Annotated in this window: 23 protein-coding genes; 11 read left to right on the forward strand and 12 right to left on the reverse strand. The window is 31.4% G+C overall.

Features of this window, described 5'->3' with window-relative positions; translation table 11 throughout:
- Window positions 1-12: 12 nt before the first annotated feature.
- From F7018_RS16570 to F7018_RS16605, 8 genes are all read right to left on the reverse strand, one after another.
- Window positions 13-1,602, reverse strand: coding sequence for an amidase family protein (locus tag F7018_RS16570; RefSeq protein ID WP_150901223.1), 1,590 nt, complete (start codon window positions 1,600-1,602; stop codon window positions 13-15).
- A 96-nt stretch (window positions 1,603-1,698) separates the two neighbouring features.
- A complete protein-coding gene (gene ftsY / locus F7018_RS16575) occupies window positions 1,699-2,652 on the reverse strand; it encodes a signal recognition particle-docking protein FtsY (RefSeq protein WP_150901224.1) in 954 nt (317 codons plus the stop codon).
- Between the two features lie 191 nt (window positions 2,653-2,843).
- Entirely contained in the window at window positions 2,844-2,996 is a 153-nt protein-coding gene (locus F7018_RS16580) for a DUF4295 domain-containing protein (protein WP_150901225.1), read from the reverse strand.
- A gap of 38 nt (window positions 2,997-3,034) precedes the next feature.
- On the reverse strand, window positions 3,035-3,217 hold the full coding sequence (rpmG, locus tag F7018_RS16585; protein WP_029034962.1) for a 50S ribosomal protein L33: 183 nt from the start codon (window positions 3,215-3,217) through the stop codon (window positions 3,035-3,037).
- A 28-nt stretch (window positions 3,218-3,245) separates the two neighbouring features.
- Window positions 3,246-3,485 (reverse strand): 50S ribosomal protein L28, encoded by a 240-nt coding sequence (gene rpmB / locus F7018_RS16590; protein ID WP_020082122.1) that lies wholly within the window; start codon window positions 3,483-3,485, stop codon window positions 3,246-3,248.
- 78 nt (window positions 3,486-3,563) lie between these two features.
- Window positions 3,564-4,814, reverse strand: coding sequence for a competence/damage-inducible protein A (locus F7018_RS16595; protein ID WP_150901226.1), 1,251 nt, complete (start codon window positions 4,812-4,814; stop codon window positions 3,564-3,566).
- 46 nt (window positions 4,815-4,860) lie between these two features.
- Complete coding sequence (locus F7018_RS16600) at window positions 4,861-5,469, reverse strand: fumarylacetoacetate hydrolase family protein (RefSeq protein WP_150901227.1); 609 nt, start codon at window positions 5,467-5,469, stop codon at window positions 4,861-4,863.
- A 227-nt stretch (window positions 5,470-5,696) separates the two neighbouring features.
- On the reverse strand, window positions 5,697-6,536 hold the full coding sequence (locus F7018_RS16605; protein WP_150901228.1) for a 1,4-dihydroxy-2-naphthoyl-CoA synthase: 840 nt from the start codon (window positions 6,534-6,536) through the stop codon (window positions 5,697-5,699).
- A gap of 92 nt (window positions 6,537-6,628) precedes the next feature.
- Here F7018_RS16605 and F7018_RS16610 point away from each other — a divergent pair, with 92 nt between their 5' ends.
- Window positions 6,629-7,876, forward strand: a complete 1,248-nt coding sequence (locus F7018_RS16610) for an alpha/beta hydrolase (protein ID WP_150901229.1) — start codon at window positions 6,629-6,631, stop codon at window positions 7,874-7,876.
- A 67-nt stretch (window positions 7,877-7,943) separates the two neighbouring features.
- On the opposite strand, the gene F7018_RS16615 is transcribed toward F7018_RS16610, so the two are convergent.
- From F7018_RS16615 to F7018_RS16630, 4 genes are all read right to left on the reverse strand, one after another.
- Window positions 7,944-8,360: a S1 RNA-binding domain-containing protein gene (locus tag F7018_RS16615; protein WP_150901230.1), complete on the reverse strand. Its 417-nt coding sequence runs from the start codon at window positions 8,358-8,360 to the stop codon at window positions 7,944-7,946.
- A 1-nt stretch (window position 8,361) separates the two neighbouring features.
- Window positions 8,362-10,029 carry a 2-succinyl-5-enolpyruvyl-6-hydroxy-3-cyclohexene-1-carboxylic-acid synthase gene (gene menD, locus F7018_RS16620; RefSeq protein WP_150901231.1) on the reverse strand — a complete coding sequence of 556 codons (1,668 nt, stop codon included), beginning with the start codon at window positions 10,027-10,029 and terminating at the stop codon, window positions 8,362-8,364.
- A 74-nt stretch (window positions 10,030-10,103) separates the two neighbouring features.
- Complete coding sequence (gene fsa / locus F7018_RS16625) at window positions 10,104-10,757, reverse strand: fructose-6-phosphate aldolase (RefSeq protein ID WP_150901232.1); 654 nt, start codon at window positions 10,755-10,757, stop codon at window positions 10,104-10,106.
- Between the two features lie 68 nt (window positions 10,758-10,825).
- Window positions 10,826-11,626, reverse strand: coding sequence for an SDR family oxidoreductase (locus F7018_RS16630; protein ID WP_150901233.1), 801 nt, complete (start codon window positions 11,624-11,626; stop codon window positions 10,826-10,828).
- An 84-nt stretch (window positions 11,627-11,710) separates the two neighbouring features.
- Here F7018_RS16630 and F7018_RS16635 point away from each other — a divergent pair, with 84 nt between their 5' ends.
- From F7018_RS16635 to F7018_RS18705, 10 genes are all read left to right on the forward strand, one after another.
- A complete protein-coding gene (locus F7018_RS16635) occupies window positions 11,711-13,357 on the forward strand; it encodes a M1 family metallopeptidase (protein ID WP_150901234.1) in 1,647 nt (548 codons plus the stop codon).
- Window positions 13,358-13,382: 25 nt separating this feature from the next.
- Window positions 13,383-14,051, forward strand: coding sequence for an FRG domain-containing protein (locus F7018_RS16640; RefSeq protein ID WP_150901235.1), 669 nt, complete (start codon window positions 13,383-13,385; stop codon window positions 14,049-14,051).
- A gap of 48 nt (window positions 14,052-14,099) precedes the next feature.
- Complete coding sequence (locus F7018_RS16645; protein ID WP_150901236.1) at window positions 14,100-14,783, forward strand: DUF6891 domain-containing protein; 684 nt, start codon at window positions 14,100-14,102, stop codon at window positions 14,781-14,783.
- 76 nt (window positions 14,784-14,859) lie between these two features.
- Entirely contained in the window at window positions 14,860-16,704 is a 1,845-nt protein-coding gene (locus tag F7018_RS16650; protein WP_150901237.1) for a PLP-dependent aminotransferase family protein, read from the forward strand.
- An 85-nt stretch (window positions 16,705-16,789) separates the two neighbouring features.
- Window positions 16,790-17,287 carry a GNAT family N-acetyltransferase gene (locus F7018_RS16655; protein WP_150901238.1) on the forward strand — a complete coding sequence of 166 codons (498 nt, stop codon included), beginning with the start codon at window positions 16,790-16,792 and terminating at the stop codon, window positions 17,285-17,287.
- 52 nt (window positions 17,288-17,339) lie between these two features.
- Window positions 17,340-18,740 (forward strand): FAD binding domain-containing protein, encoded by a 1,401-nt coding sequence (locus tag F7018_RS16660; protein ID WP_150901239.1) that lies wholly within the window; start codon window positions 17,340-17,342, stop codon window positions 18,738-18,740.
- Window positions 18,740-21,001 carry a xanthine dehydrogenase molybdopterin binding subunit gene (locus tag F7018_RS16665; RefSeq protein ID WP_217701393.1) on the forward strand — a complete coding sequence of 754 codons (2,262 nt, stop codon included), beginning with the start codon at window positions 18,740-18,742 and terminating at the stop codon, window positions 20,999-21,001. The genes F7018_RS16660 and F7018_RS16665 overlap by 1 nt, the downstream gene beginning before the upstream one ends.
- Window positions 20,991-21,569, forward strand: coding sequence for a GNAT family N-acetyltransferase (locus F7018_RS16670; protein ID WP_246175233.1), 579 nt, complete (start codon window positions 20,991-20,993; stop codon window positions 21,567-21,569). The genes F7018_RS16665 and F7018_RS16670 overlap by 11 nt, the downstream gene beginning before the upstream one ends.
- Window positions 21,570-21,612: 43 nt before the next feature.
- Window positions 21,613-22,572 carry a peptidoglycan DD-metalloendopeptidase family protein gene (locus tag F7018_RS16675; RefSeq protein ID WP_150901240.1) on the forward strand — a complete coding sequence of 320 codons (960 nt, stop codon included), beginning with the start codon at window positions 21,613-21,615 and terminating at the stop codon, window positions 22,570-22,572.
- Window positions 22,573-22,790: 218 nt separating this feature from the next.
- On the forward strand, window positions 22,791-23,066 hold the full coding sequence (locus F7018_RS18705) for a hypothetical protein (protein WP_217701394.1): 276 nt from the start codon (window positions 22,791-22,793) through the stop codon (window positions 23,064-23,066).
- Window positions 23,067-23,073 lie beyond the last annotated feature (7 nt).

Here is a 23,073-nt window from a genome sequence, read left to right on the forward strand (position 1 = left end):
TATTAATAATTGCTATTGATAGTTTTTTGGCATTTTTCTAACCTTTGTTAATTGTTCAAAAGCATAGGCCAATTTTAATAAATTAACTTCTGAATAAGGCTTCCCTATAAATGTTAAACTTTTAGGTTCTCCTGATTCATAGCCCATTGGGACTGTTATAGTCGGATATTTAGCTACAGCAGCAATTCCTGAATCAAAATTATCAATTGACAAAATTGCATCTAAATTCTGATTTTCGATTGCCTGCAAATACTTTTTACCCTCAGCATTTAATTTATTTTTTACAACTTCTAATTCTTCTAAAGTTGTTTCATCCTTTACAATACCATCCAATAATTGCTGACCATATGGTGCTCTTAATATTGAATCTTTTAAATTAAATGAAATCACATCTTGTACAGAAGTAATCTTTACATTTTTGTCTGAATAGTTTTTTAAATATTTAGGCAAATCATGCTTCATATCGATATTCAATAAAGTTAAAAAACCATCAAATGAAATTGTAGGTGGATCAACTTCTATAACTTCTGCTCCTACTGCTTTAATTTTCTCTACTGATTCTTTATAAATTTTATTTTCTAAAAGTGACTTCAAAACGCCAAATTTCTTCCCTTTTAAACTAGCATTCACTAGCTTATTATCAAGCTCTAAATCTAAAGAAGTTGCTTTTATCGAAGCTACATCAGTACTATCAACTCCAAGCATTGCATTATACAAAATAGCATTGTCGATTACATTTTTTGTCATAGGGCCAGGTGTATCTAAGGTACTAGAAATTGGAACAATTCCTGTTCTACTCAACACACCTATAGTAGGTTTTAATCCTACAACAGAATTTTTACTTGATGGAGAAGTGATAGAACCAGCTGTTTCTGTTCCAACAGCAGCAGCAGCAAAATTGGCTGCTATTGCTACACCACTTCCTGCTGAACTTCCGCCAGTTTCAAATACTTTTCTTCCATATGGATTTAACGTTTGTCCTCCTACAGCTGAATATCCTAGCGGACAGTCTGAACAAAAGAAATATGCCCATTCACTTAAATTTACCTTTCCTAAAATTAAAGCACCATTTTCTTTAAGTTTTTGAACAATAAAAGCATCTTCAGTTTTTCTGTTATTTGCTAAAGCTATTGCTCCAGCTGTTGTAGGCATATTGTTAGTATTGATATTATCTTTTAAAAGAATTGGCATACCGTAAATAGAAAATTCAGAAACATTTTCTTTTCTTAAATCTTTCTCTCTAGCTTCTTCTAATACATTTGGATTTAAGGCTATAATACTATTCAACGAAAGTTCAGAGTTCGTTTCTATTTTTCTCATTCTATACAAATAGAATAATGTTAGTTTTTCATAGCTCAGCTTCCCTTCATTAATACTTTTTTGAAGTGACGGGATGTCTTGCTCTAAAATTAGTGGTTTAAGTGTATTATATTCTTCTTCTGAAAAAGTAGACAAACTACTTTCAAATGGTTTAAAGACATCATCTATATTTTGATACTTTGATGCTATAAGTTTGAATTGCATTCGCACATTTACTTCTCTTTCTTCTTTACAAGAAATAAATACCAGAACTATGGCTAATAAAAAATATACTCTTCTCATTTTTTAATTATTTGAAAACCAAATATAATTCTTTTAAAAACGAAAAACTCCTTTCAATTATGAAAGGAGTTTTTTGTTTTTATCTATTTAGTTTTCTTATTTAAAGAAACTATCTACAAATTCGTATTTATTAAAGACTTGTAAATCGTCAATTCCTTCACCTACTCCAATATATTTTACTGGAATTTTAAATTGATCTGAAATACCTATTACAACTCCACCTTTTGCTGTACCATCTAATTTAGTTACTGCCAATGAAGTTACCTCTGTTGCCTTAGTAAATTGCTTTGCTTGTTCAAATGCATTTTGTCCTGTAGAACCATCTAATACTAGCAATACATCATGAGGTGCATCTGGAATAACTTTTTGCATTACACGTTTAATTTTAGTTAACTCATTCATTAAGTTAATCTTGTTATGTAAACGTCCAGCTGTATCAATAATAATTACATCAGCATCCTGATTTACTCCCGACTTTACAGTATCAAATGCTACTGAAGCTGGATCTGATCCCATTTCTTGACGAATTATTGGTACATCAGTTCTATCTGCCCAAACTTGTAATTGATCAATTGCTGCTGCTCTAAAAGTATCTGCTGCTCCTAAAACTACTTTTAAACCTTGTTTTTTAAATTGTGAAGCTAACTTACCTATCGTAGTTGTTTTTCCTACACCGTTAACTCCTACCACCATTAAAACATAAGGTTTTTTATTGGCTGGTATTGTAAATTCAGTTTCGTCTCCAGTATTTGTTTCAGATAACAAACCTGCTATTTCTTCACGTAAAATTTGGTTCAGTTCATCAGTCCCCAAATATTTATCACGAGAAACACGAGCTTCAATTCTATCAATAATTTTTAAAGTAGTTTCAACACCTACATCAGACGATACTAATACTTCTTCTAAATCATCTAAAACATCATCATCAACTTTGGCTTTACCTGCTACTGCTTTTGATAACTTAGAGAAAAAACTTGTTTTAGTTTTTTCTAATCCTTTATCTAAGGTTTCTTTTTTCTCTTTCGAGAAGATTTTTTTAAAAAAACTCATCGTTAAATTTTATAATCGCTTATATAGGTTAAAAACTATACCAAACTTATTATATGGTCAAATTGTCATTATTTTGTTTTTCTCTTCCATTTCTTTTGAAAGAGCAAAGCTCAAAAATACAGTTTTTTAACACATAAAAAAAGCTACCTTCTATCAGAAAGTAGCTTTAGTTTAAACTGTATATACAAGTCTTAGTTTTTCGCGATGAAATCGTTTACTTGTGAAGGATCCATAATAGCTTCAACGAAAGTATAAGCTCCTGTTTTTGGAGATTTTACCATTTTGATAGCCTTAGTTAATCTTTTTGCTCCTGTTTGTAACGATGCTACTGATTTCTTTGCCATGTTCCTATAGGTTATAAAGTTTTATAAAAAACTTTTAATTATTTAATTTCTTTATGAACTGTCATCTTCTTTAAGATTGGATTAAATTTCTTTAATTCCATTCTATCAGGAGTGTTCTTTTTGTTCTTTGTAGTGATATAACGTGAAGTTCCTGGTTTTCCAGTCGCTTTGTGCTCAGTACATTCTAATATTACCTGTACTCTGTTTCCTTTTTTTGCCATCTCTGTAAAATTTTATCTAAGTAAGGAATTATTTAGTTAAGAAACCTTTTTCTCTAGCTTCTTTAATCACAGCAGAGATTCCTTTTTTATTAATATTTTTTAATGCAGAAGCAGATACTTTTAAGGTAACCCATTTATCTTCTTCTGGGATATAGAAACGCTTAGTCATTAAATTAGCGTTAAACTTTCTTTTAGTTCTATTTAAGGCGTGAGAAACGTTGTTCCCTACCATTGCTTTCTTTCCTGTTAATTCACAAACTCTAGACATCTTCTTGACAGTTTTATAGTGTTATTTCTAAACGAGGTGCAAATATACGAACTTTTAAGAGAAATAAACAAAATATTACTAGTAATTTTTTAAAATATTTTCAGTTAATAATTCTAAAGCTTTTGTTACAGTTCTGTTTATTACTTTCTCTCTTGGCTGACCAAAATTAAACTCCTGAACCTCAGCACCATTTTTCGATACAATGGCTATATACACCAAGCCTACACTTTTATCGTTATGATCTGTGGTTGGTCCTGCATTACCTGTTACAGCAATTGCATAATCGGTTTTTAGTCTTTCAAAACATCCTTTTGCCATCTCCAAAGCAACTTCTTTACTTACTACAGTATTATCTTCAATCGTTTGTTTAGATACACCTAATAATTCTTGTTTCAATGCTGCCGTGTAAGTAATAAAGCTTCCCATATAGTAAGCAGACGAACCTGGAATAGCAACTAATGTTGAAGCTATTTTTCCACCTGTCAAACTTTCAGCTGTACTCAAAGTTTGGTTTCTCTTTTTTAATAAATTCCCTACTCGTTGTTCTATAGAAGCTTCATCATCATACCCTACTATAATATCTGATATTAATAAACTCAGACTTTCTATTTTTTCTGCTACCTCTTTTTCTAAAACCTCTTTATTATTTCCTTTTGCTGAAATTCGCAATCTAACCTTTCCAAACGAAGGCAGGTAAGCTAATTTTATATGTTCTGGTAAACTATTTTCCCACTCCTCTATTCTCCCAGCAATAACACTTTCACCTGTACCCACTGTCATTACTGTTTTATGAAGTATAAATGGAAGTTTAAATTTTTGTTGAATTCTAGGTAATACTTCATAAGTAATTAACCCTTTCATTTCATAAGGCACACCTGGTAAGGAAACAAAAACAGTTTCATTTTCATAAAACCACATTCCTGGAGCAGTTCCAAAACGATTGGTTAATAATGTAGCTTTAGAAGGTAATTGCGCTTGATACTTTTGTGCTTCATTAAAAGGATGATTTACTTTTTTAAAGAGCTCTTTGATGTTTTCTATTACCTCAGGGTATTCAACAACATCATGATCATTAAAGTACTCAGCTATTGTTTTTTTTGTAATATCATCTTTTGTAGGCCCTAGTCCTCCAGTTATTATAACAATGTCAGCTCTATTTTCTGCTTCTTTTAAAGCATTTAATATATGCTTTCTTTCATCTTGAATTGACGAAATTTGATATACTGACACTCCTATTTTATTTAATTCTTGACCTATCCACTGCGAATTCGTATCAACTATTTGTCCGATTAAGATTTCATCTCCAATCGTTATTATTTCTGCATTCATTTAATCTTCTTAAAAAAGAATCCCGCTTATACAGCGGGATAATAACTTATTTTACTTTTATTTGAAAAGCTTGTTTACCTTCTATCGTTCCAGTTAACACATCATTTTCATCTACTTTTCCAACTCCTGCTGGTGTCCCTGTAAAAATAACATCTCCTTTTTTTAAGGTAAAATATTGAGAAACATAACTAATTAACTCATCTACTTTCCATAACATACTAGAGGTATTTCCATCTTGAACTACTTCTTCATTTTTTTTCAGTTGAAACGATAAATTATCTAAATCAAACTCCTCTTTAGGAAAAAACTCTCCTATTACAGCACTACCATCAAAAGACTTTGCTTTTTCCCATGGTAATCCTTTTTCTTTACACACTGCTTGTACATCTCTGGCTGTAAAATCAATTCCCAGTCCAATAGTGTCATAATACTTATGTGCAAACTTTGGAGAAATATGTTTCCCTACTTTATTTATCTTAACCAACACCTCAACTTCATAATGTATATCATTAGAAAATGGAGGTCTAAAAAAAGGCATCTTTTTCGGAAGAATTGCAGAGTCTGGTTTTAAAAAAATCACAGGACTCTCTGGCTTTTCATTTGCCAATTCTTCTATATGTTTAGCGTAGTTACGCCCTATGCAAATTATCTTCATTCTTATTAATAAAACTTTAGTTGTTGAAATAAAAAATTAAGTATATCATTAAAATTATAACTAATAAACCTATCCTTCCATTCCAGTCTTGCTTTAAAACTTCATTGTATGAATATTTCCTTTTCAGAAATAACCATCTTATAAAAGCTCCTAATTTAGAAATGCTTGAAAAAAGAATTTCTTGTAAAAAACCGCTAAAGAAATCTTCCATTCAATTATTTAAATTATTAAGGAATCCAAGTTTTAGGGAAGTTTGGCTTACGCTTTTCTAAGAAAGCATCACGTCCTTCTTTAGCTTCATCTGTCATATACGCTAAACGTGTAACTTCTCCTGCAAATACTTGTTGTCCTACCATACCATCATCAGTTAAGTTCATAGCAAACTTTAACATTTTAATTGATGTAGGCGATTTCTCTAAAATCTCTTGTGCCCAATCAAAAGCTGTTTGTTCTAATTCATCATGAGGAACTACTGCATTTACCATTCCCATTTCATAAGCTTCTTGTGCAGAATAGTTTCTTCCTAAGAAAAATATTTCTCTTGCTTTCTTCTGCCCTACCATTTTAGCTAAATATGCCGAACCATATCCTGCATCAAACGAAGTAACATCGGCATCAGTTTGTTTAAAAATTGCATGCTCTTTACTTGCTAAAGTTAAATCGCAAGTAACATGTAAACTATGTCCTCCTCCTACTGCCCAACCAGGTACTACACAAATAACTGCTTTTGGCATAAAACGGATTAATCGTTGCACTTCTAATATATTTAATCGGTGATAACCATCTTCTCCTACATATCCTTGGTGTCCACGAGCATTCTGATCTCCTCCTGAACAAAAACTCCATACCCCATCTTTTGTAGATGGTCCTTCGGCAGATAATAACACAACACCAATATTTGTATCTTCATGAGCATCTTTAAATGCATCTAACAATTCTGAAGTAGTATGCGGACGAAATGCATTACGTACATTAGGTCTGTTAAACGCTATTCTAGCTACGTTATGCGATTTCTTATAAGTAATATCTTTATACTCTTTGGCAACTTTCCATTGAGGTTGTATCATAATTCAATAATATTTTCGTTATTAACAAAGCAAAAATAACATAATAACTTTATTTTTCTTTTCTATATTTGAACGATATAATATATTCCCTTATGAAACAACTATTTTTCTTATTTACCGTATTATTCAGTTTACAGCTTTTTTCTCAAAAAGTAATTACTGAAAAGATTAATTCTAAAGAGTTTAATAAAGATAGAATTGTAAAAATTTACATTCCTAAAGATTACGACAAAGAGGAAGCCATGAGTTATCCTGTGGCAATTGTTTTAGGTGATGGTTATCTTTTTGACTTATATGTGGGTAATGCTAAACTATATGCTAATGTAGATAAAGCTCCTAAACAAATTGTAGTTGGGATAGGTATGAAAAACTCTTACAATAAAGATGTTTCTATTATTCCTTCAAACAATGCTTTAACAAGTCACTCTACTAAGTTTTTCAACTTTATACAAAAAGAGTTAATCCCTCATATGGAAGGTAATTATAGAACTTCTCCTTTTATGACCATTGTTGGTCAAGGTATTGGAGCTAACTTTATTACTCATTTCTTAAAAGCACAAGAACCTATTTTTAATTCTTTTATATGTATTACTCCTAATTTTTCTGAATTAGCAGCTAATACTATTGCTTCTTATTCTTTAGGAAGATTAGCTTCTGTAGATAATTCATATTTTTTCTACGCAAGTAACAATAAAAAGTATATTAGAAAAGAAGTAGACGATAGATACAATCAGATAGCTACTTACCTATCTTCCTTTGAAGCTAAAAACCTTCATTTTACTTTTAATGAATTCAAAGACGCACCAAATCATTTATCTGTTATTAGTGAAACTATTCCAAGAGCATTTGCTAAAATGTTTTCTATATATTCTAAAATTACGAAAGACGAATTTGACAATAACATTAAAGATTTAGGACCTTTAGAGGCTATCAAATATGTAGAGCAAAAATATTTAGACATTGAATATTTATATGGTACTAACTTAAATGTTCGTTTAGATGATATTTTTGCTATTGAAGGAATTGTTATAGACAAGTTAGACGGTGATTATCTTAGAGTATTAGGTGATTTTGTAATGATCAAATACCCAAACTCTCATATTGGTGATTTCTACGTAGGTAAATATTATGAACTTGGTAAAGACTACGAAAAAGCAGATTTTTATTACAAAGCTGCTTACGGTAAGATGGATCCTTCTGACCCAAATGCAAATGCTTTTTACGAAAACATTAAACGTGTAAACGATTTAAAAGATAGTCAACCAAAAGAAGCACCGCTAGAAGATCTTCCAGAAGAAGATCAAGAAAATGAAGACAAACAAGAAGAGGATAAACAATAATCTCTTCTCTACTCAAAATAAAAAAGCACGTCAATTAGACGTGCTTTCTTTTTATATGTTAATTGGTTTATTTCTTCACCAACTCTATCCTGTCTTCTTTTAAAACTATCTTTTTACTTTTATATAAATTCCCTACTGCTCTTTTAAATGCTTTCTTACTCATTTGTAATCGGAATTTTATCGACTCAGGAGAGCTTTTATCGGTTAACATTAAATAACCTTTCTCTTGTAATTTCTGAAGAACTACCTCTGCATCCGAATCAATTACATTTCTAAAACCTTGAGGTCTTAGAGAAACATCTATTTTTTCGTCTTCTCTAATCTTTTTAATATAACCTACTGTTTTCATTCCTTCTTCTAAATCTTTAAAAACTTCGTTATTATATAACAAGCCTTCATATTCTTCATCGATTAAAACAGTATATCCTAATGCAGTTTGCTGACCAATTACTAAGTCTACTTTATCACCTTCTTGTAATTCCATTTTATAAGTTTTTAAAATAGTTCTTTAAAACTACATCATTAATTTCTTTAGGAGTAAAAACCTCCATTATTTTTGGTTGATTTGATACTGCGTAAAAAGCAGGCAAGTTATTATGTAACTCCTCCAAATCCTTTATTGAAACATATTCAAAATTAAACATCTTTGCTAAATGCTCAGCTGTCAAATTATGAGGAGTTTCAAAATATTCAGTTGCATTGGTGGTCAATGGCCCTGGTATAAATCGGAATATTCCACCACCAGCATTATTTAAAATAATAATTCTAAAATCATTTGGTATACAAGTATTCCATAAGGCATTACTATCATAAAAGAAACTCAAATCTCCTGTTATAAAAGTAGTTTGATTCTTATGGGCATAAGCAGCTCCAATAGCAGTACTTGTACTTCCATCAATACCACTCGTTCCTCTATTACAAAATACTTGCAAAGTCGGATTCAAATTAAACAACTGCGAATATCTAATTGTAGAACTATTACTTATTTGAAGTTGAGAGTTATCTGGTATCGCTTTTAAAACAGCCTCAAAAACTTTTAAATCTGAATATTCAGTATTCGCTAAATATTCTTTATGCTTTATTGAACGATCTTGATTTTTAGTCAACCATTTATTTTGATAAGATACCTCTTCATTTTGAGATAAGCTTTTTTCAGCTGCTAATAATTTTCTTAAAAAAGAAACTGGTTTTTCTTTTATGTGTTCTGACAAACAATGATAAGTATTCATTGCTCTCAATTCATCAATATGCCAATGCGCTGCAGGTTGATGCTTCCTTAAAAGCTGCTTGATTTTTTTAGAAATAACCATTCCACCTAAAGTTACTAAGACTTCAGGCTGCAAATCTAAAAACGCAGTAGTATCTAAAGGAAAAATAAGTTTATCTATAGAATTGATAAACTTCGGATTGTATAAGTTTGAAGTCGTTTCTGTTAAAACTACAACAGTTTCATCTTCAATCAACTCATCTAAAACATTCTGTAAATCTGTATCTGGAAAATTACTCCCTACTAAAATCATTTTTTTAGCAGTAGTTTTCCAAGTCGTTATTAATTGTTGATAATCACTTTTTAACTCTGTAACTGTATTTAAAGTGTTATCAGGAAAATCAAAAGACTTTAATATTTCAACCGTTTCATATAAAGGCTCATCAAATGGCACATTAATGTGTACAGGGCCTTTTTTAGAAACAGCAGTTTCTAAAGCATTAATTAATAACGTTGTATTGTTTTCTAACTGATGCTCTTCGTCAATCAAGTTTGCAGAATATAAAATATGATTGTCAAAAACATTTTCTTGACGAATGGTTTGACCATCTCCTATATCAATTAAATGTTTAGGTCTATCAGCAGAAATTACAACTAAAGGAATGTTACTATAAAATGCTTCAGCAATAGCTGGATAATAATTTAGTAACGCTGAACCTGATGAACAAACAATTACAACAGGTTTTTGTTTTTGTTGGGCGATTCCCATAGCAAAAAAAGCAGCACACCGCTCATCAACAACACTTAATGTTTCTATGTTAAGGTGATTTGAAAACCCAATAGTTAACGGAGCATTTCTTGATCCTGGCGATATAACAACTGTATCAATTTCAAATTGATTACAAGCTGTAACTACTAATTGTGCGAGTTCTTTTTTTGGGAACATTCTTTTAGTTTAAAAATGTCATCCTAAAGCAAAAACTTTAAAATGACATTTTATAATAAAATCAACAATGTTGATTAATTTCCTTTTTTATAATCTGCTAAAAACTTAGCTAAACCGATATCAGTTAAAGGGTGCTTTAACAATCCTTCAATTGCACTTAAAGGTCCTGTCATTACATCAGATCCTACTTTAGCACAATCGATAATATGCATTGTATGACGTACAGATGCAGCTAAAATCTCAGTATCAAACATGTAATTATCATAAATCATGCGAATTTCTTCGATTAAGTTTAATCCATCTGTAGAAATATCATCTAAACGCCCAATAAATGGAGAAACATAAGTAGCACCTGCTTTAGCAGCTAATAATGCTTGACCTGCAGAAAACACTAATGTTACATTCGTTTTAATTCCTTTATCAGAAAAATATTTACAAGCTTTTACACCATCTTTAATCATTGGTAACTTTACCACAATCTGTGGGTTTAAAGCAGCTAACGCTTCACCTTCCTTTACCATTCCTTCAAAATCAGTAGAAATAACCTCAGCAGAAACATCACCATCTACAATATCACAAATAGCTTTGTAGTGGTTAATTATGTTTTCCTCTCCAGTAATTCCTTCTTTAGCCATTAAAGATGGGTTTGTAGTTACTCCATCTAAAATTCCTAAAGCTTGCGCCTCTCTAATTTGATCTAAATTAGCTGTATCAATAAAAAATTTCATTTATATAAATTTAAAAAGTTGTGTTCAACACTTATCTAAAAAACTATGTTTTCTAAAACGTTGCGAATTTACAACTTATAATGGTTCATTAACAATTTTTCATATACTTTATCAGGTAGAATTCGTTTCAACACAATAGAAAACTTCTCCATAAAGCCTCCAATTTTATAATGTATTCTTGGATTTTTACTCTCTATAATTTGATGAATTGCCTTTGCCATAATTAATGGATCAGCACCAGAGTCTACATGTTCATCCATTAACGCTAAGTTTTCGGCATATTTTTTCTTGTAAGCAGACTCTTCAAATACTGGTGTATGATATCTTCCTGCTGCTATATTGGTAGCAAAATCACCAGGTGCTGCATTCACTACTCGAATACCAAATTGTTTCACCTCCATACTCAAGGCTTCCGTAACCAATTCTAAAGCACCTTTACTTGCTGAGTAAATTCCTCTAAACGGTAATCCCATATAACCAGCAATAGAAGTAGTATTGATAATTAATCCACTTTTCTGCTTCCTCATAGTTGGCAAAACAGCTTTCATTACTTCAATAGCGCCAAAAAAGTTAGTTTCAAAATTAGAACGCATTTCACTAGTTGGTGTATCTTCAATAGGTCCAGTAATTCCTTTCCCTGCATTATTAATCAATACATCAATCTTACCTTCTTCAGCAACTACTTTAGCTATTGCACTTTGTATCGAAACTTCATCAGTAACGTCTAAAGCAACCATTTTAAATGGTAGTGTTAACTTATCAGGATTCCTACTAGTACCATAAACAGTATATCCTTTTGTGTGTAAATAAGTGGCAATTGATTTTCCTATTCCAGAAGAAGCTCCTGTTATAAATATAACTTTAGACATTGATATAATTTTAAGCAAATATCTAAAAGATACCTTCAATAAAAAAAACTTTAAACACTTATATTAGCGCTTTAATTAGTGATTATGTTCAAAAAACACCTCCTTCTTACCTTAACTTTATTAAGTTCTTATTTGTCTTTTTCGCAAACTTCTCTTTTTGACCACTCAAAAAACTTTACACGTCAAGATTCTTTAAGAGGAAGTATTACTAAAGAACGTGCTTGGTGGGATTTAACTTACTACGATTTAAATGTACAAGTAGATCCTGATAAAAAATTCATTCAAGGAAAAAACACAGTACAATACAAAGTATTAAAGCCTCACAATGTTTTACAAATAGACTTGCAAGCTCCCTTAAAAATAACAAAGGCAATACAAAACGGAAAAGAATTAGATATAATCTCTGAAGGTAATGCTCATTTTATTCAGTTAAAAGAAAAGCAAAAAACTGGAAGTATTAACTCACTAGATGTATACTACAAAGGAAAACCAAGAGAAGCAAAACGCGCTCCTTGGGATGGTGGCTTTTCATGGAAAAAAGATAAAAACGGAAAACATTTTATAGCAACATCCTGCCAAGGATTAGGAGCAAGTATATGGTGGCCAAACAAAGACCACATGTATGATGAAGTAGACAGTATGGCTATCAATATTAGAGTACCAAAAGGATTAATGAATATTTCTAACGGACGTTTACGTAAAACTGAACATCATAAAGACAATACAACTACCTATCATTGGTTTGTAAACAACCCAATTAATAACTATGGAGTAAACATTAATATTGGTGATTATATTCATTTTTCAGAAAAATATAATGGTGAAGATGGTGAACTAGACATGAATTATTATGTTTTACACTACAATTTAGAAAAGGCAAAAAAACAGTTTAAAGACGCTCCAAAAATGATGAAAGCTTTTGAGCATTGGTTTGGAAAGTATCCTTTTTATGAAGACGGATTTAAACTAGTAGAAGTTCCTTATTTAGGAATGGAACACCAAAGTTCTGTTACTTACGGAAACCAATATTTAAACGGGTATTTAGGTCGTGATTTATCTGGAACAGGATGGGGATTAAAATTCGATTTCATCATTATTCACGAATCAGGACACGAATGGTTTGCAAACAATATTACCTATAAAGATATAGCTGATATGTGGATTCATGAAAGCTTTACAGCTTATTCAGAAAACTTGTTTTTAGATTATTACTATGGAAAGGAAGCTGCAGCAGCCTATGTAATAGGAACGCGAAGAGCTATTCAAAATGACATTCCTATTATTGGACAATACGATGTTAACAATGAAGGTTCAGGAGACATGTATTACAAGGGAGCTAATATGTTACACACTATTAGACAATTGATTAATAATGATAAAAAATGGAGAAACATTCTTCGTGGATTAAATAAAACTTTCTATCATAAAACAGTAACTACTAAAGAAATAGAAAACTATATAATTGAAAAATCTGGTTTAGATTTAACGAAGATTTTCGATCAATATTTACGCACTGTTAAAATACCTGTCTTCGAATACAAAATTAAAAACAACAAACTATCGTACCGTTGGACTAACGTAGTTAAAGACTTTAATATGCCTTTGAATGTTAAAGTAAAAAATAATACACTAGTGCTAAAGCCAACAGAAAATTGGCAAACAAAAACAATCAAGTCAAACGATATAGAAGTTGATATTAATTTTTATATAAAAACCAAAAAAGTAAATTAATCACAATCAATCCCCCGTAACTAAAATGACTGAAGTAAAAATTGCAAAATTTGAGGAGCTTTTAAAAGAATTTGAACGCGAAAAAGAGAATCAAAATTTTGTTTTCAGAGGCCACTCAAATTCCGAATACGAATTAAAAACATCTTTAGGAAGATGTGATTCATTCTATGGAAGAACAACACAACAACTAGAAAAACGTTTATTAAAATTATTTAAAGAGTCTTCACTCCCCTACTTGGAACACAGACCAAGCTCAGAGTTAGAATGGCTAGCTGTAGCCCAGCATTTTGGACTCCCAACACGTCTTTTAGATTGGTCATACAATCCACTGGTAGCAACATATTTTGCTGTTGAAGATAATCCAGATACAGATGGAGCCTTGTTTTTACTATCGGGATGTAGTACAATTCAAAATCCAGACACTTTTAAAATAGAGAGCCTAAACAAAGTCAAAAAATACAGACCTCCTTATATCTCTTCAAGAATACAAAATCAATCAGGATTATTTACCGTACATAATAATCCAGAGGAAGTGTTTACGCATGAAAAAATGAAAAAAGTAATCATTCCAAAAGAAGTAAAAAGAGATATTAAAAGAACACTATTCAAGTACGGAATAAACCAACGAATGATTTATCCAGGTTTAGAAGGAATTGCTAAAGATTTAAAATGGTTGGAGACTAGTATTTATTAGACATTCTATCAAAATAAAACACATTTATCACAAAATAAACATACAATAATGAACCAAGAGATAAAAGAAGAAATACTAGAACAGTTAAAAAAAGATATTCTTTTTGGATTTGAAAATGAAAAAGAATTATTTGAAAGTATAAATGATATGTTTTATGATTATGAAGAACTTGATACAAATTGGCTAAAAAAAGAAATTGAATTAAGGTTAAAAATACATCAAACTGAAAGTCTTAAATGGGAAAAACCAACTGACTTTGAAAGATTAGCTAAATCTTTCAACGAGTTAAATAAAGAAGGAATTGTTTCTCTTCACAAAACAGGATACACCAGACAAGATGCAGAAGGCGATTGTTTAGAAATTATTGATGAATTAAAAAATATTGGAATATTAGCTAAAGGATACTGTTATTATCATACACAAGATTTAGAAAGAGCTATTGGTCAAGAAAAAACATTATTTATTGGATACGATAGTCATAATCAAAATGATGAACTTGCTATGGAAGTTGCTAAGAAAATAGTCGATGTTTTAAGAAAGAATGGTTTTACTATCAAATGGAATAACTCTTTGGATACTAGAATTGAAATTTCTGAAATTAACTGGAAAAAAACAGTTGATAATATTGACTACAATTATAACCAAGTCTTTGATTTAATGGAAAAACATTATAAAATAAATAACATTCAAACCAAAAACCACTCTAAAAAGCCATTTTGGAAGTTTTGGTAAGGACTAAAACATCTCATAACACTTTATAAAAAAATCTATTTGGCGTATATTGCCACCCCATTAAAAGGCACTAATTATGCAAGAAAACAAAAGGTTAAACTACATAAAAGATGTGATAAAAAATATGCCAACAGGATGGTTGAGCATAACCACACATCGACTAGATATATACAACGAAGAGTTAGCAAAAACTCAATTCATAGAGCAGTTTGAAGCTTTATGTGAAAACAATAATTCAGACACAGCAACTCTAAATGAATTACCTACAGCTTATGATTATATAAGACTAGGACATCCATTATCATGTGTGTTAGAATGGGGAGTAGCGAGTATTAACAACCTAAATCCAGAAAATGTCATCAGTTTCTCATCACAGGTTGTTCCTATTTTAGCTGTTTTAAGAAAAAACTTATTAGAAAATAAGCAAACTCAAATCCTTTACACAGGAAACCTACCTAGTTCGTTTGATGCAGAAATCATTCGAAATGTATATGGATACCAATTCGACTTAAAACAAGTTGAAAATTCAAATGAAGTTACAGAATTTAATGGTAGTACTCTTTTCATTTCAGAGCAAGAAAAAGTTGAGGCACTTGAGCTAAATTCAAATATTGATTTTTACATTAGTCTTTATCCACATTTAGGAAGTATCTTATTAGTTAACGGAGCTCAAAACGAATCGTACATTTCAGAAATACAGCATGTACGAAGAAGAGAAACAGTAGCTATGACACCTGCAAATTGCTTGGAGGCATTAAAAATGTTAGTAGAAAATACTACTTACACTCATACTGATAATAATACTACTAACAACAAACAATCAGTTTTAAATTCAATAGCAACTATTACAGGTTCAAACACCAAAGCATTGGTAGGCTCTAGTGGATTATCTATACAATATGCTATTTTAATGGGACTTGTAGATTACGCACAAGAAAACCACAAAGAAAAAGCAATCAAGTTTGTTGTACCACCAAACTGTTATGGTGGAACTAACGACCAAGCAAGACGTGTTGCTGCTTGTTTAGATAATGTAGAAATCATGGACTTACCTGTAGATAGCGGTAATGACATGGTACAAAGTATAGAAGTAGTTTTAAATAAAATTGCTAGCGAAGATGCCGTGCCGTATATCATTGCAGAGATTCCTACAAACCCAAGAGTAGAAGTTCCAAACCTTATAAAATTACAAGAAACACTTAGTAAAAAGCGTACAACACCATCAGGAGAAACTGCTATTGACCCTGTATTTATATTAGATCAAACATTTTGTCCAAACGTACACTTTTTAGGAGAAGGAGAAATACTTTCAACGGTAAGAACTATCTCTTTTGCTAGTGGATCAAAATTCCCAAGTGGAGGAAAATGTACAGCAGGTTACTGTGTAGGAAATAAAATGACTGATGCTTTACTAGATAAAGTAGAAGCACATTTAAATCTTTGCGACAATGAAGCTACACATCTTCAATATGAAATACTAGCAGAACAAATGCCTTCAATGGTACAAAGAATTGCTGGAGCTTATAAAAACACTCGTGAGTTTGTTAGCTTTATTGAAGAAACATTACCAGGAGCTAAAATCAACTTTGTATCGGAAGAATTAGCAGAACAAGGATTTACACCATCAGTTTTTTCACTAGATCTTCCTACGAAAGGAGATACAGCAGAAGAAAAAGAAACTTATAAAAGAGCATTGAATCATAAGTTAATCAACTTAATGATTACTGAAATTCCAAGCGAAAGTAAATACTGTGTAAGTTACGGACAGTTAAAAGGATGTTATTGGACTATTCCAGCAACTTCAACACAAGGAACTACTAAAGAAGGAGACAAAGATTATATTGCTCGTGTAGCACTTTCGCCAGACATGGATTTAGAACTACACAAAAAAGTATTTTTAGATTTCGTTAAAAGTATATAAATCTGAGATATAACAGTATAAATTTATGGCTGTATGTAAACTTTAAAATAGTGCATACAGCCATTTTTCTTTCTAAAATTTAAATATGATAACGATAAAAGAAGCATTAACAAATACTGAATTTAAAGTAATTGAAAAATTAGCAAGCATCATTTTACATGAAGTTTATGACCCAATAATTCCTGCTGAACACACTCGTTATTTTTTAGAAAAATTTCAATCAGAAAAAGCAATTGAAAATCAAGTAAAAAAAGAAAACTATCATTATTACCTCTTACAATATAAAAACGACAATGTAGGATATTTAGGCGTTCAAAAACTTGATAAAAAACTAATTTTAAGCAAATTGTATATATTAAAAGCTTTTCGTGGTTTAAAAATAGGAAAGAGTGCTTTAAATTATGTTCATCAGTATGCTACAGAAAATCATATTGAAAACATTGAATTGATTGTTAATCAACAAAACCAAAACACTGTAGAGATTTATCAAAAAAATGGATTTAAAATAATTGATTCAATAACAAACTCTTTTCCAAACGGGCACTCTGTAAACGATTATAAAATGGAGAAAAAACTAGTATAAAAAACAAACTCTTATACACTTCGACACAAATTCGTATCTTGCCCTCTGCATTATGATACAATTTATACTTAACAATCAGATTATCAAAACATCCGAAAAATCGGGTGTTACTTTACTCGATTTTATTCGAGAACAACAACAGTTAAAAGGTACAAAAATAGGATGTCGAGAAGGAGACTGTGGAGCCTGTACTGTTTTAGTTGGAGAATTAAATAATAACAATGTTGCTTATCAAAGTATTACCTCTTGTATTTCACCATTAGGAAATGCAAATGGAAAACATATAGTTACCGTAGAAGGAACCAACTTACCAAAGGAATTAAACACCGTTCAAAAAGCAATGACAGACAATTATGCTACACAATGTGGTTTTTGTACACCAGGTTTTGTTGTTTCTATGACCGGGTATGCTTTAGACGATAGTAAATCAAATACTTGCAACGATGCTATTAGTGGTAACATTTGTAGATGTACAGGATATAAATCAATAGAAAAAGCTGGTTTAGAAATAGAAGAAAAGCTTGAACAAAAAGATAAAAACCACCAAATAGAATGGTTAATCAACGAAGGATTTATTCCAAATTATTTTAAAACCATTCCAGAAAAGTTAGCTCAATTACAACCAAAAGTTTTTGAAAAAACAGGAGTTAAAGTAGCCAACGGAACCGATGTTTATGTACGTCATGCAGATAAAATGGCAGAAGAAGATGTACATTTATTAACAGATCAAAATGCTTTAAAAGGAATTTCATTTACAGAAGGAATTTGTACCCTTGGAGCGAATACTACGGTTACGGAAATAGCAGAAAACAAAAAACTTCAAACCTTATTCCCAAAACTTAAACAGTTTTTAAAATTAGTTTCATCAGAACAAATTAGAAACATGGGAACTATTGGAGGGAACTTTGTAAATGCTTCTCCTATTGGCGATATGTCTATTTTCTTTTTGGCATTAAATTCAACTTTAACAATTCAAAAAGAAGACGATGCTTCAGAAAGACAAATCCCATTCCAAGACTTTCATCAAGATTATAAAAAATACGATTTACAAGAAGGGGAAATTTTAAAGAGTATCTCTTTTAAAGTTCCACAATCAAATGATTATTTCAACTTTGAAAAAGTAAGTAAACGTACACATTTAGATATTGCAAGTGTAAACGCAGCAGGAAGAGTTACTGCTGACAACAATATTATTACAAGTGCTCACTTTTCAGTGGGAGGTGCAGCAGCAACTCCAAAATACTTGGAAAAAACCAATGCATTTCTAATTGGAAAAACAATCAATTCAGAAACAGTAAAAGAAGCGGAAGCAGTTTTACAATCAGAAATTTCACCGATTAGTGATGTTAGAGGAGCTTCAGAATACAAACGTTTGTTAGCAAAACAATTATTCTTTGCACATTTTATAGAGTTATTTCCTAATGAAGTTGAACTAAAAAAACTGATTGCCTAATGAAGACGATGAAAAATATTGACAGTTTTACGCACGTTCGAGGAGAATCGTTATTTGTTGACGATTTAATGTTACGACAAGATGCTTTATTCGGATTGTGTTTCGATTCGCCAAAAGCACATGGAAAAATAAAATCGGTAGACTATTCAAAAGCAGAAGCACTAGATGGTGTTGTAAAAATATTTACCTACAAAGATGTACTAGGAGAAAATCAAATTGGAGGAATTATTCCAGATGAGCCTCTTTGGGCAGAAGATGAAGTACACTTTTGGGGACAACCTATAGCATTTATCGTAGCAAAAAGTGAAGCCATAGCTAAAAAAGCGAGAGCCTTAATTACTATAGATATTGAAGAACTACCTGTAATTACCACAGCAAAAGAAGCTAAAGAGAAAAAGAGTTTTATCAATGCTCCACGTTCTTTTAAATTAGGAGATTCAGAAAATACATTTGCCAATTGTGATTATGTATTTGAAGGAGAAACTTTTTCAAACGGGCAAGAACACTTATACCTAGAAACACAAGGATGTTATGCGATTCCACAAGAAAATGGAAACATTAAATTAGTATCATCTACACAAGGTCCAACTGCTGTACAAAAAACAGCTGCCAAAGTATTGGGAATTCCAATGCATAAAATAGAAGTAGATGTTATCCGTTTAGGAGGTGGATTTGGAGGAAAAGAGGATCAAGCAACACCTTGGGCTGTTATGGCTGCAGTGGCGGTACAACACTTAAACCGTCCGGTAAAGTATATGTTAAATCGTCATGACGATTTACGTATGACAGGTAAGCGACACCCCTACTCTTCTTTTTATAAAATTGGATTAACAAAAGATTTAAAAATAAAAGCGTTTGAAGTAGAGTTCTTACAAAATTCAGGAGCAGCTGCCGATTTATCACCTGCCATTGCTGAAAGAACATTATTTCACGCAACCAATAGTTATTTTATTCCAAACGTTAGCACAACCGTATACAGTTGTAAAACAAACTTACCACCTAACACGGCTTTCCGTGGTTTTGGAGGACCGCAAGGAATGTTTGTAATAGAAAGTGCAATTGCAGATGCAGCTGATCAAATAGGAGTTAATAGAAGACGCATACAAGAAGCGAACTTAATAGATGAAAACGATGAGTTTTCATATGGGCAAATAGCCAAGCAAGTAGAAGCTAAAAATACTTGGTTTACAGCCAAAGATAAATTTGAGTTAGAAAAGTTAGAAGAAGAAGTAACTAACTTCAACAACGAAAATAAGCTGTATAAAAAAGGAATTTCGTTAATGCCAATAACCTTCGGAATTTCATTTACCAACACACCAATGAATCACGCACGAGCATTGGTACACATCTACCAAGATGGAAGTGTGGGTGTATCAACAGGAGCTGTAGAAATGGGACAAAGTGTAAACACAAAAATGTTACAAGTAGCTCAATCAGTTTTTGGTATTTCTGCATCGAAATTAAAGTTAGAAACAACCAATACTACACGTGTTGCAAACACCTCTCCAACTGCAGCAAGTTCAACAGCCGATTTAAATGGAAAGGCAGTAGAAATGGCTTGTAATTCATTAATAGAAAGATTAACATCGGTAGCTTCAAAAATGCTTTCAACCGAAGAAAAAAACATTTCTTTTAGAGAAGATACGGTTTTAGTAAACGGAGAAAAGTCAACACTTACTTGGGAAGCATTAGTTGCAGAAGCAATGTTACAACGTGTAGCATTATCAGAAAATGCACATTATGCAACGCCAGTGATTCACTTTGATAAAACCAAAGAAAAAGGACATCCATTTGCATACCACGTATACGGTACAGCAATTACAACGACAACGGTAGATTGTATTAGAGGTACTTACGAAATTGATTCTGTAAAAATTGTACACGACTTTGGAAAGTCAATGAACATAGGAATCGATTTAGGTCAGATAGAAGGAGCACTTGCACAAGGAATTGGTTGGATGACAATGGAAGAAATCGCTTATAACAAAGACGGACGTTTGTTATCAAATGCTTTATCAACCTACAAAGTACCAGATATCTTTTCGGCAGCAAAAACAGTAGAAACCATTCCAGTAGAAACAGCAGGTAATGATATGGCTATTCAAAAATCAAAAGCTGTAGGTGAACCACCTTTAATGTACGGAATTGGAGTTTATTTTGCCATACAACAAGCCGTTAAGGAGTTCAATCCAAATTACAAATTAAAATTCCACTCACCATTCACACCAGAAAAAGTGTTAATGGGATTGTATGAAAAATAATACTGAACATATCATAAACGAAACAATTTTCGAAAAGTTTCCAGAGCTAGAAAGCGAGCGTCTTCTTTTTAAAGAATATCAAAAAGAAGATGCTGCTAGCTTACTTTATATTCGATCGCATCCAAAAGTTTCCAAATACATGGATTCTGAAATTCCTAAAACAATAGAAGATACTGAGAAAAGAATTGAAGGTATTCAACAAGCATTCTCAGAAAAGAAAGGAATTACTTGGACAATTATCGATAAAAACACCAATACTCTTATTGGTGATTTTGGGATTTGGAAATTGGACAGACAAAACTTTAGAGGTGAAATAGGTTATGTCTTAAGTCCAGATTATTGGGGAAAAGGCTATATGAAAGAAAGCATGGTTACGTTAATTAATTTTGCTTTCAACACCTTGAACCTACATAGCCTAGAAGCCAATGTAAATCCAGAAAATGAAAACTCAAAAAGAGCACTTTTAAAGTTTAACTTTAAAAAAGAAGCCTATTTTAGAGAAAACTATTACTACAATGGAAAGTTTTTAGATAGCGAAATATACTCGCTATTAAAAACAGATTTGTAGTCCAAAAAAGCTATTAAATAAGAACACTCAAAAATCAATTGTCATGAAAAACAAACTAACCTTACTACTAATTCTTTTAGTTTTTAGTTTACACACCTATTCACAAAGTAAAAAAGCCATCGCAGGTCAGTTTATGTTTTACTTTGAAGAAAACTACAACAAAGAATCATACGGTAAAATTTATAACCGATTTACAGCTCCTTTTCAAAAAAAAGTTTCAAAAGAAAAATGGAACTCAATCTTATCGGAGTTTCAAACCAAATATGGTAAGATTAAATATTTTAACTTTATTGAAGTTTCACAAGCAGCAGTACGCTTTAATGTAAAGTTTGAAAAAGGAAATCAACGATTTAAAATTTATCCAAGTGAACAAATTTTAAATAAACTAGATGCTTTTTTATACAGAGACAATCCAGTTTTAGAAAAAAACATTTCAAAAATTACACTGCCTTTTAAAGAAGGAAAATGGTGGGTTATGCAAGGAGGTGATACTAAAAAGCAAAATAATCACCAGACCATAAACTACCAAAAAAATGCTTTCGACTTTGTTTTATTAAATAAAGATAGTAAACGATACACAGGTAATAGACGTCAAAACGAAAACCACTTTTCATTTGGTAAAGAAGTTATTGCTCCAGTAGAAGGAGAAATAGTATCGGTTATCAATGGAGTAAAAGATAACATTCCAGGACATATCAATCGTTATTATTATTCAGGAAATACGGTTATCTTAAAAACAAAAAATAATGAGTTTCTATTTTTTGGGCATCTAAAGAACCAATCGATTAAAGTAAAAGTCGGTGATAAGGTTACTAAAGGACAAACCATAGCACAAATAGGAAATTCAGGAGCTTCCTATTATCCACAATTACATTTTCATGTACAAAATATCGAGGATATCAATGGAGCCGATGGAGTAAAATGTTTCTTTGACAAAGTAAACGTTAACGGAAACGAAAAGTCTAACTATTCTCCAGTAAAAGGAGACATCATTTCAAACTAGTCGCTATCAAATTACAATATACCAAACATAATATCATAAGAGGCGCTATTATTTATAGTGCAGGAGATACCATTGCCGCTTTATTATTAAACGAGTTTTCTATATACAGATTACTCGGAATAGTTTTAGTAGGAGCCACTATTTATGCGTTTGAAATCCCTAATTATTTTGCTTGGATAGATAAAAAAACAGCGGCATATTCAGGAATAAAAAAAACATTGGCAAAAACAGGTTTAGCAATAGCTTATTTTAATCCATTGTGGATTTTCAGGCATTTAGCTTTTATTAAGTTATTTACAGGAAATTATGATTTGATAAATAGTCAATTGCTAATCATAGCATGTTGGTCGTTTTTAGCAAACATACCAATATCTTTTATTGCTAACTATTTGATACAAAACAAAATTCGTTTAGATTGGCGATTTATGGCAAGTGCTATATTTTCGGCATTAATGGCAATATACTATGCTTTAAGCGAAACCATTTTTAATTAAACTATCA

This window comes from Tenacibaculum aiptasiae (assembly GCF_008806755.1).
In the GTDB taxonomy this organism is placed as follows: Bacteria; Bacteroidota; Bacteroidia; order Flavobacteriales; family Flavobacteriaceae; genus Polaribacter; species Polaribacter aiptasiae.

What these genes read in the sequence shown, in the direction of transcription:
- F7018_RS16655 (WP_150901238.1), top strand. Translation starts at nt 16,790, where the DNA reads ATGATAACGATAAAAGAAGCATTAACAAATACTGAATTTAAAGTAATT.
- F7018_RS16570 (WP_150901223.1), bottom strand. Translation starts at nt 1,602, where the DNA reads ATGAGAAGAGTATATTTTTTATTAGCCATAGTTCTGGTATTTATTTCT.
- menD (WP_150901231.1), bottom strand. Translation starts at nt 10,029, where the DNA reads ATGTTCCCAAAAAAAGAACTCGCACAATTAGTAGTTACAGCTTGTAAT.
- F7018_RS16610 (WP_150901229.1), top strand. Translation starts at nt 6,629, where the DNA reads ATGAAACAACTATTTTTCTTATTTACCGTATTATTCAGTTTACAGCTT.
- F7018_RS16605 (WP_150901228.1), bottom strand. Translation starts at nt 6,536, where the DNA reads ATGATACAACCTCAATGGAAAGTTGCCAAAGAGTATAAAGATATTACT.
- F7018_RS16645 (WP_150901236.1), top strand. Translation starts at nt 14,100, where the DNA reads ATGAACCAAGAGATAAAAGAAGAAATACTAGAACAGTTAAAAAAAGAT.
- F7018_RS16580 (WP_150901225.1), bottom strand. Translation starts at nt 2,996, where the DNA reads ATGGCAAAGAAATCAGTAGCATCGTTACAAACAGGAGCAAAAAGATTA.
- F7018_RS16595 (WP_150901226.1), bottom strand. Translation starts at nt 4,814, where the DNA reads ATGAATGCAGAAATAATAACGATTGGAGATGAAATCTTAATCGGACAA.
- F7018_RS16600 (WP_150901227.1), bottom strand. Translation starts at nt 5,469, where the DNA reads ATGAAGATAATTTGCATAGGGCGTAACTACGCTAAACATATAGAAGAA.
- F7018_RS16660 (WP_150901239.1), top strand. Translation starts at nt 17,340, where the DNA reads ATGATACAATTTATACTTAACAATCAGATTATCAAAACATCCGAAAAA.
- rpmG (WP_029034962.1), bottom strand. Translation starts at nt 3,217, where the DNA reads ATGGCAAAAAAAGGAAACAGAGTACAGGTAATATTAGAATGTACTGAG.
- ftsY (WP_150901224.1), bottom strand. Translation starts at nt 2,652, where the DNA reads ATGAGTTTTTTTAAAAAAATCTTCTCGAAAGAGAAAAAAGAAACCTTA.
- F7018_RS16640 (WP_150901235.1), top strand. Translation starts at nt 13,383, where the DNA reads ATGACTGAAGTAAAAATTGCAAAATTTGAGGAGCTTTTAAAAGAATTT.
- F7018_RS16670 (WP_246175233.1), top strand. Translation starts at nt 20,991, where the DNA reads ATGAAAAATAATACTGAACATATCATAAACGAAACAATTTTCGAAAAG.
- F7018_RS16615 (WP_150901230.1), bottom strand. Translation starts at nt 8,360, where the DNA reads ATGGAATTACAAGAAGGTGATAAAGTAGACTTAGTAATTGGTCAGCAA.
- F7018_RS16665 (WP_217701393.1), top strand. Translation starts at nt 18,740, where the DNA reads ATGAAGACGATGAAAAATATTGACAGTTTTACGCACGTTCGAGGAGAA.
- fsa (WP_150901232.1), bottom strand. Translation starts at nt 10,757, where the DNA reads ATGAAATTTTTTATTGATACAGCTAATTTAGATCAAATTAGAGAGGCG.
- F7018_RS16650 (WP_150901237.1), top strand. Translation starts at nt 14,860, where the DNA reads ATGCAAGAAAACAAAAGGTTAAACTACATAAAAGATGTGATAAAAAAT.
- rpmB (WP_020082122.1), bottom strand. Translation starts at nt 3,485, where the DNA reads ATGTCTAGAGTTTGTGAATTAACAGGAAAGAAAGCAATGGTAGGGAAC.
- F7018_RS16635 (WP_150901234.1), top strand. Translation starts at nt 11,711, where the DNA reads ATGTTCAAAAAACACCTCCTTCTTACCTTAACTTTATTAAGTTCTTAT.
- F7018_RS16675 (WP_150901240.1), top strand. Translation starts at nt 21,613, where the DNA reads ATGAAAAACAAACTAACCTTACTACTAATTCTTTTAGTTTTTAGTTTA.
- F7018_RS16630 (WP_150901233.1), bottom strand. Translation starts at nt 11,626, where the DNA reads ATGTCTAAAGTTATATTTATAACAGGAGCTTCTTCTGGAATAGGAAAA.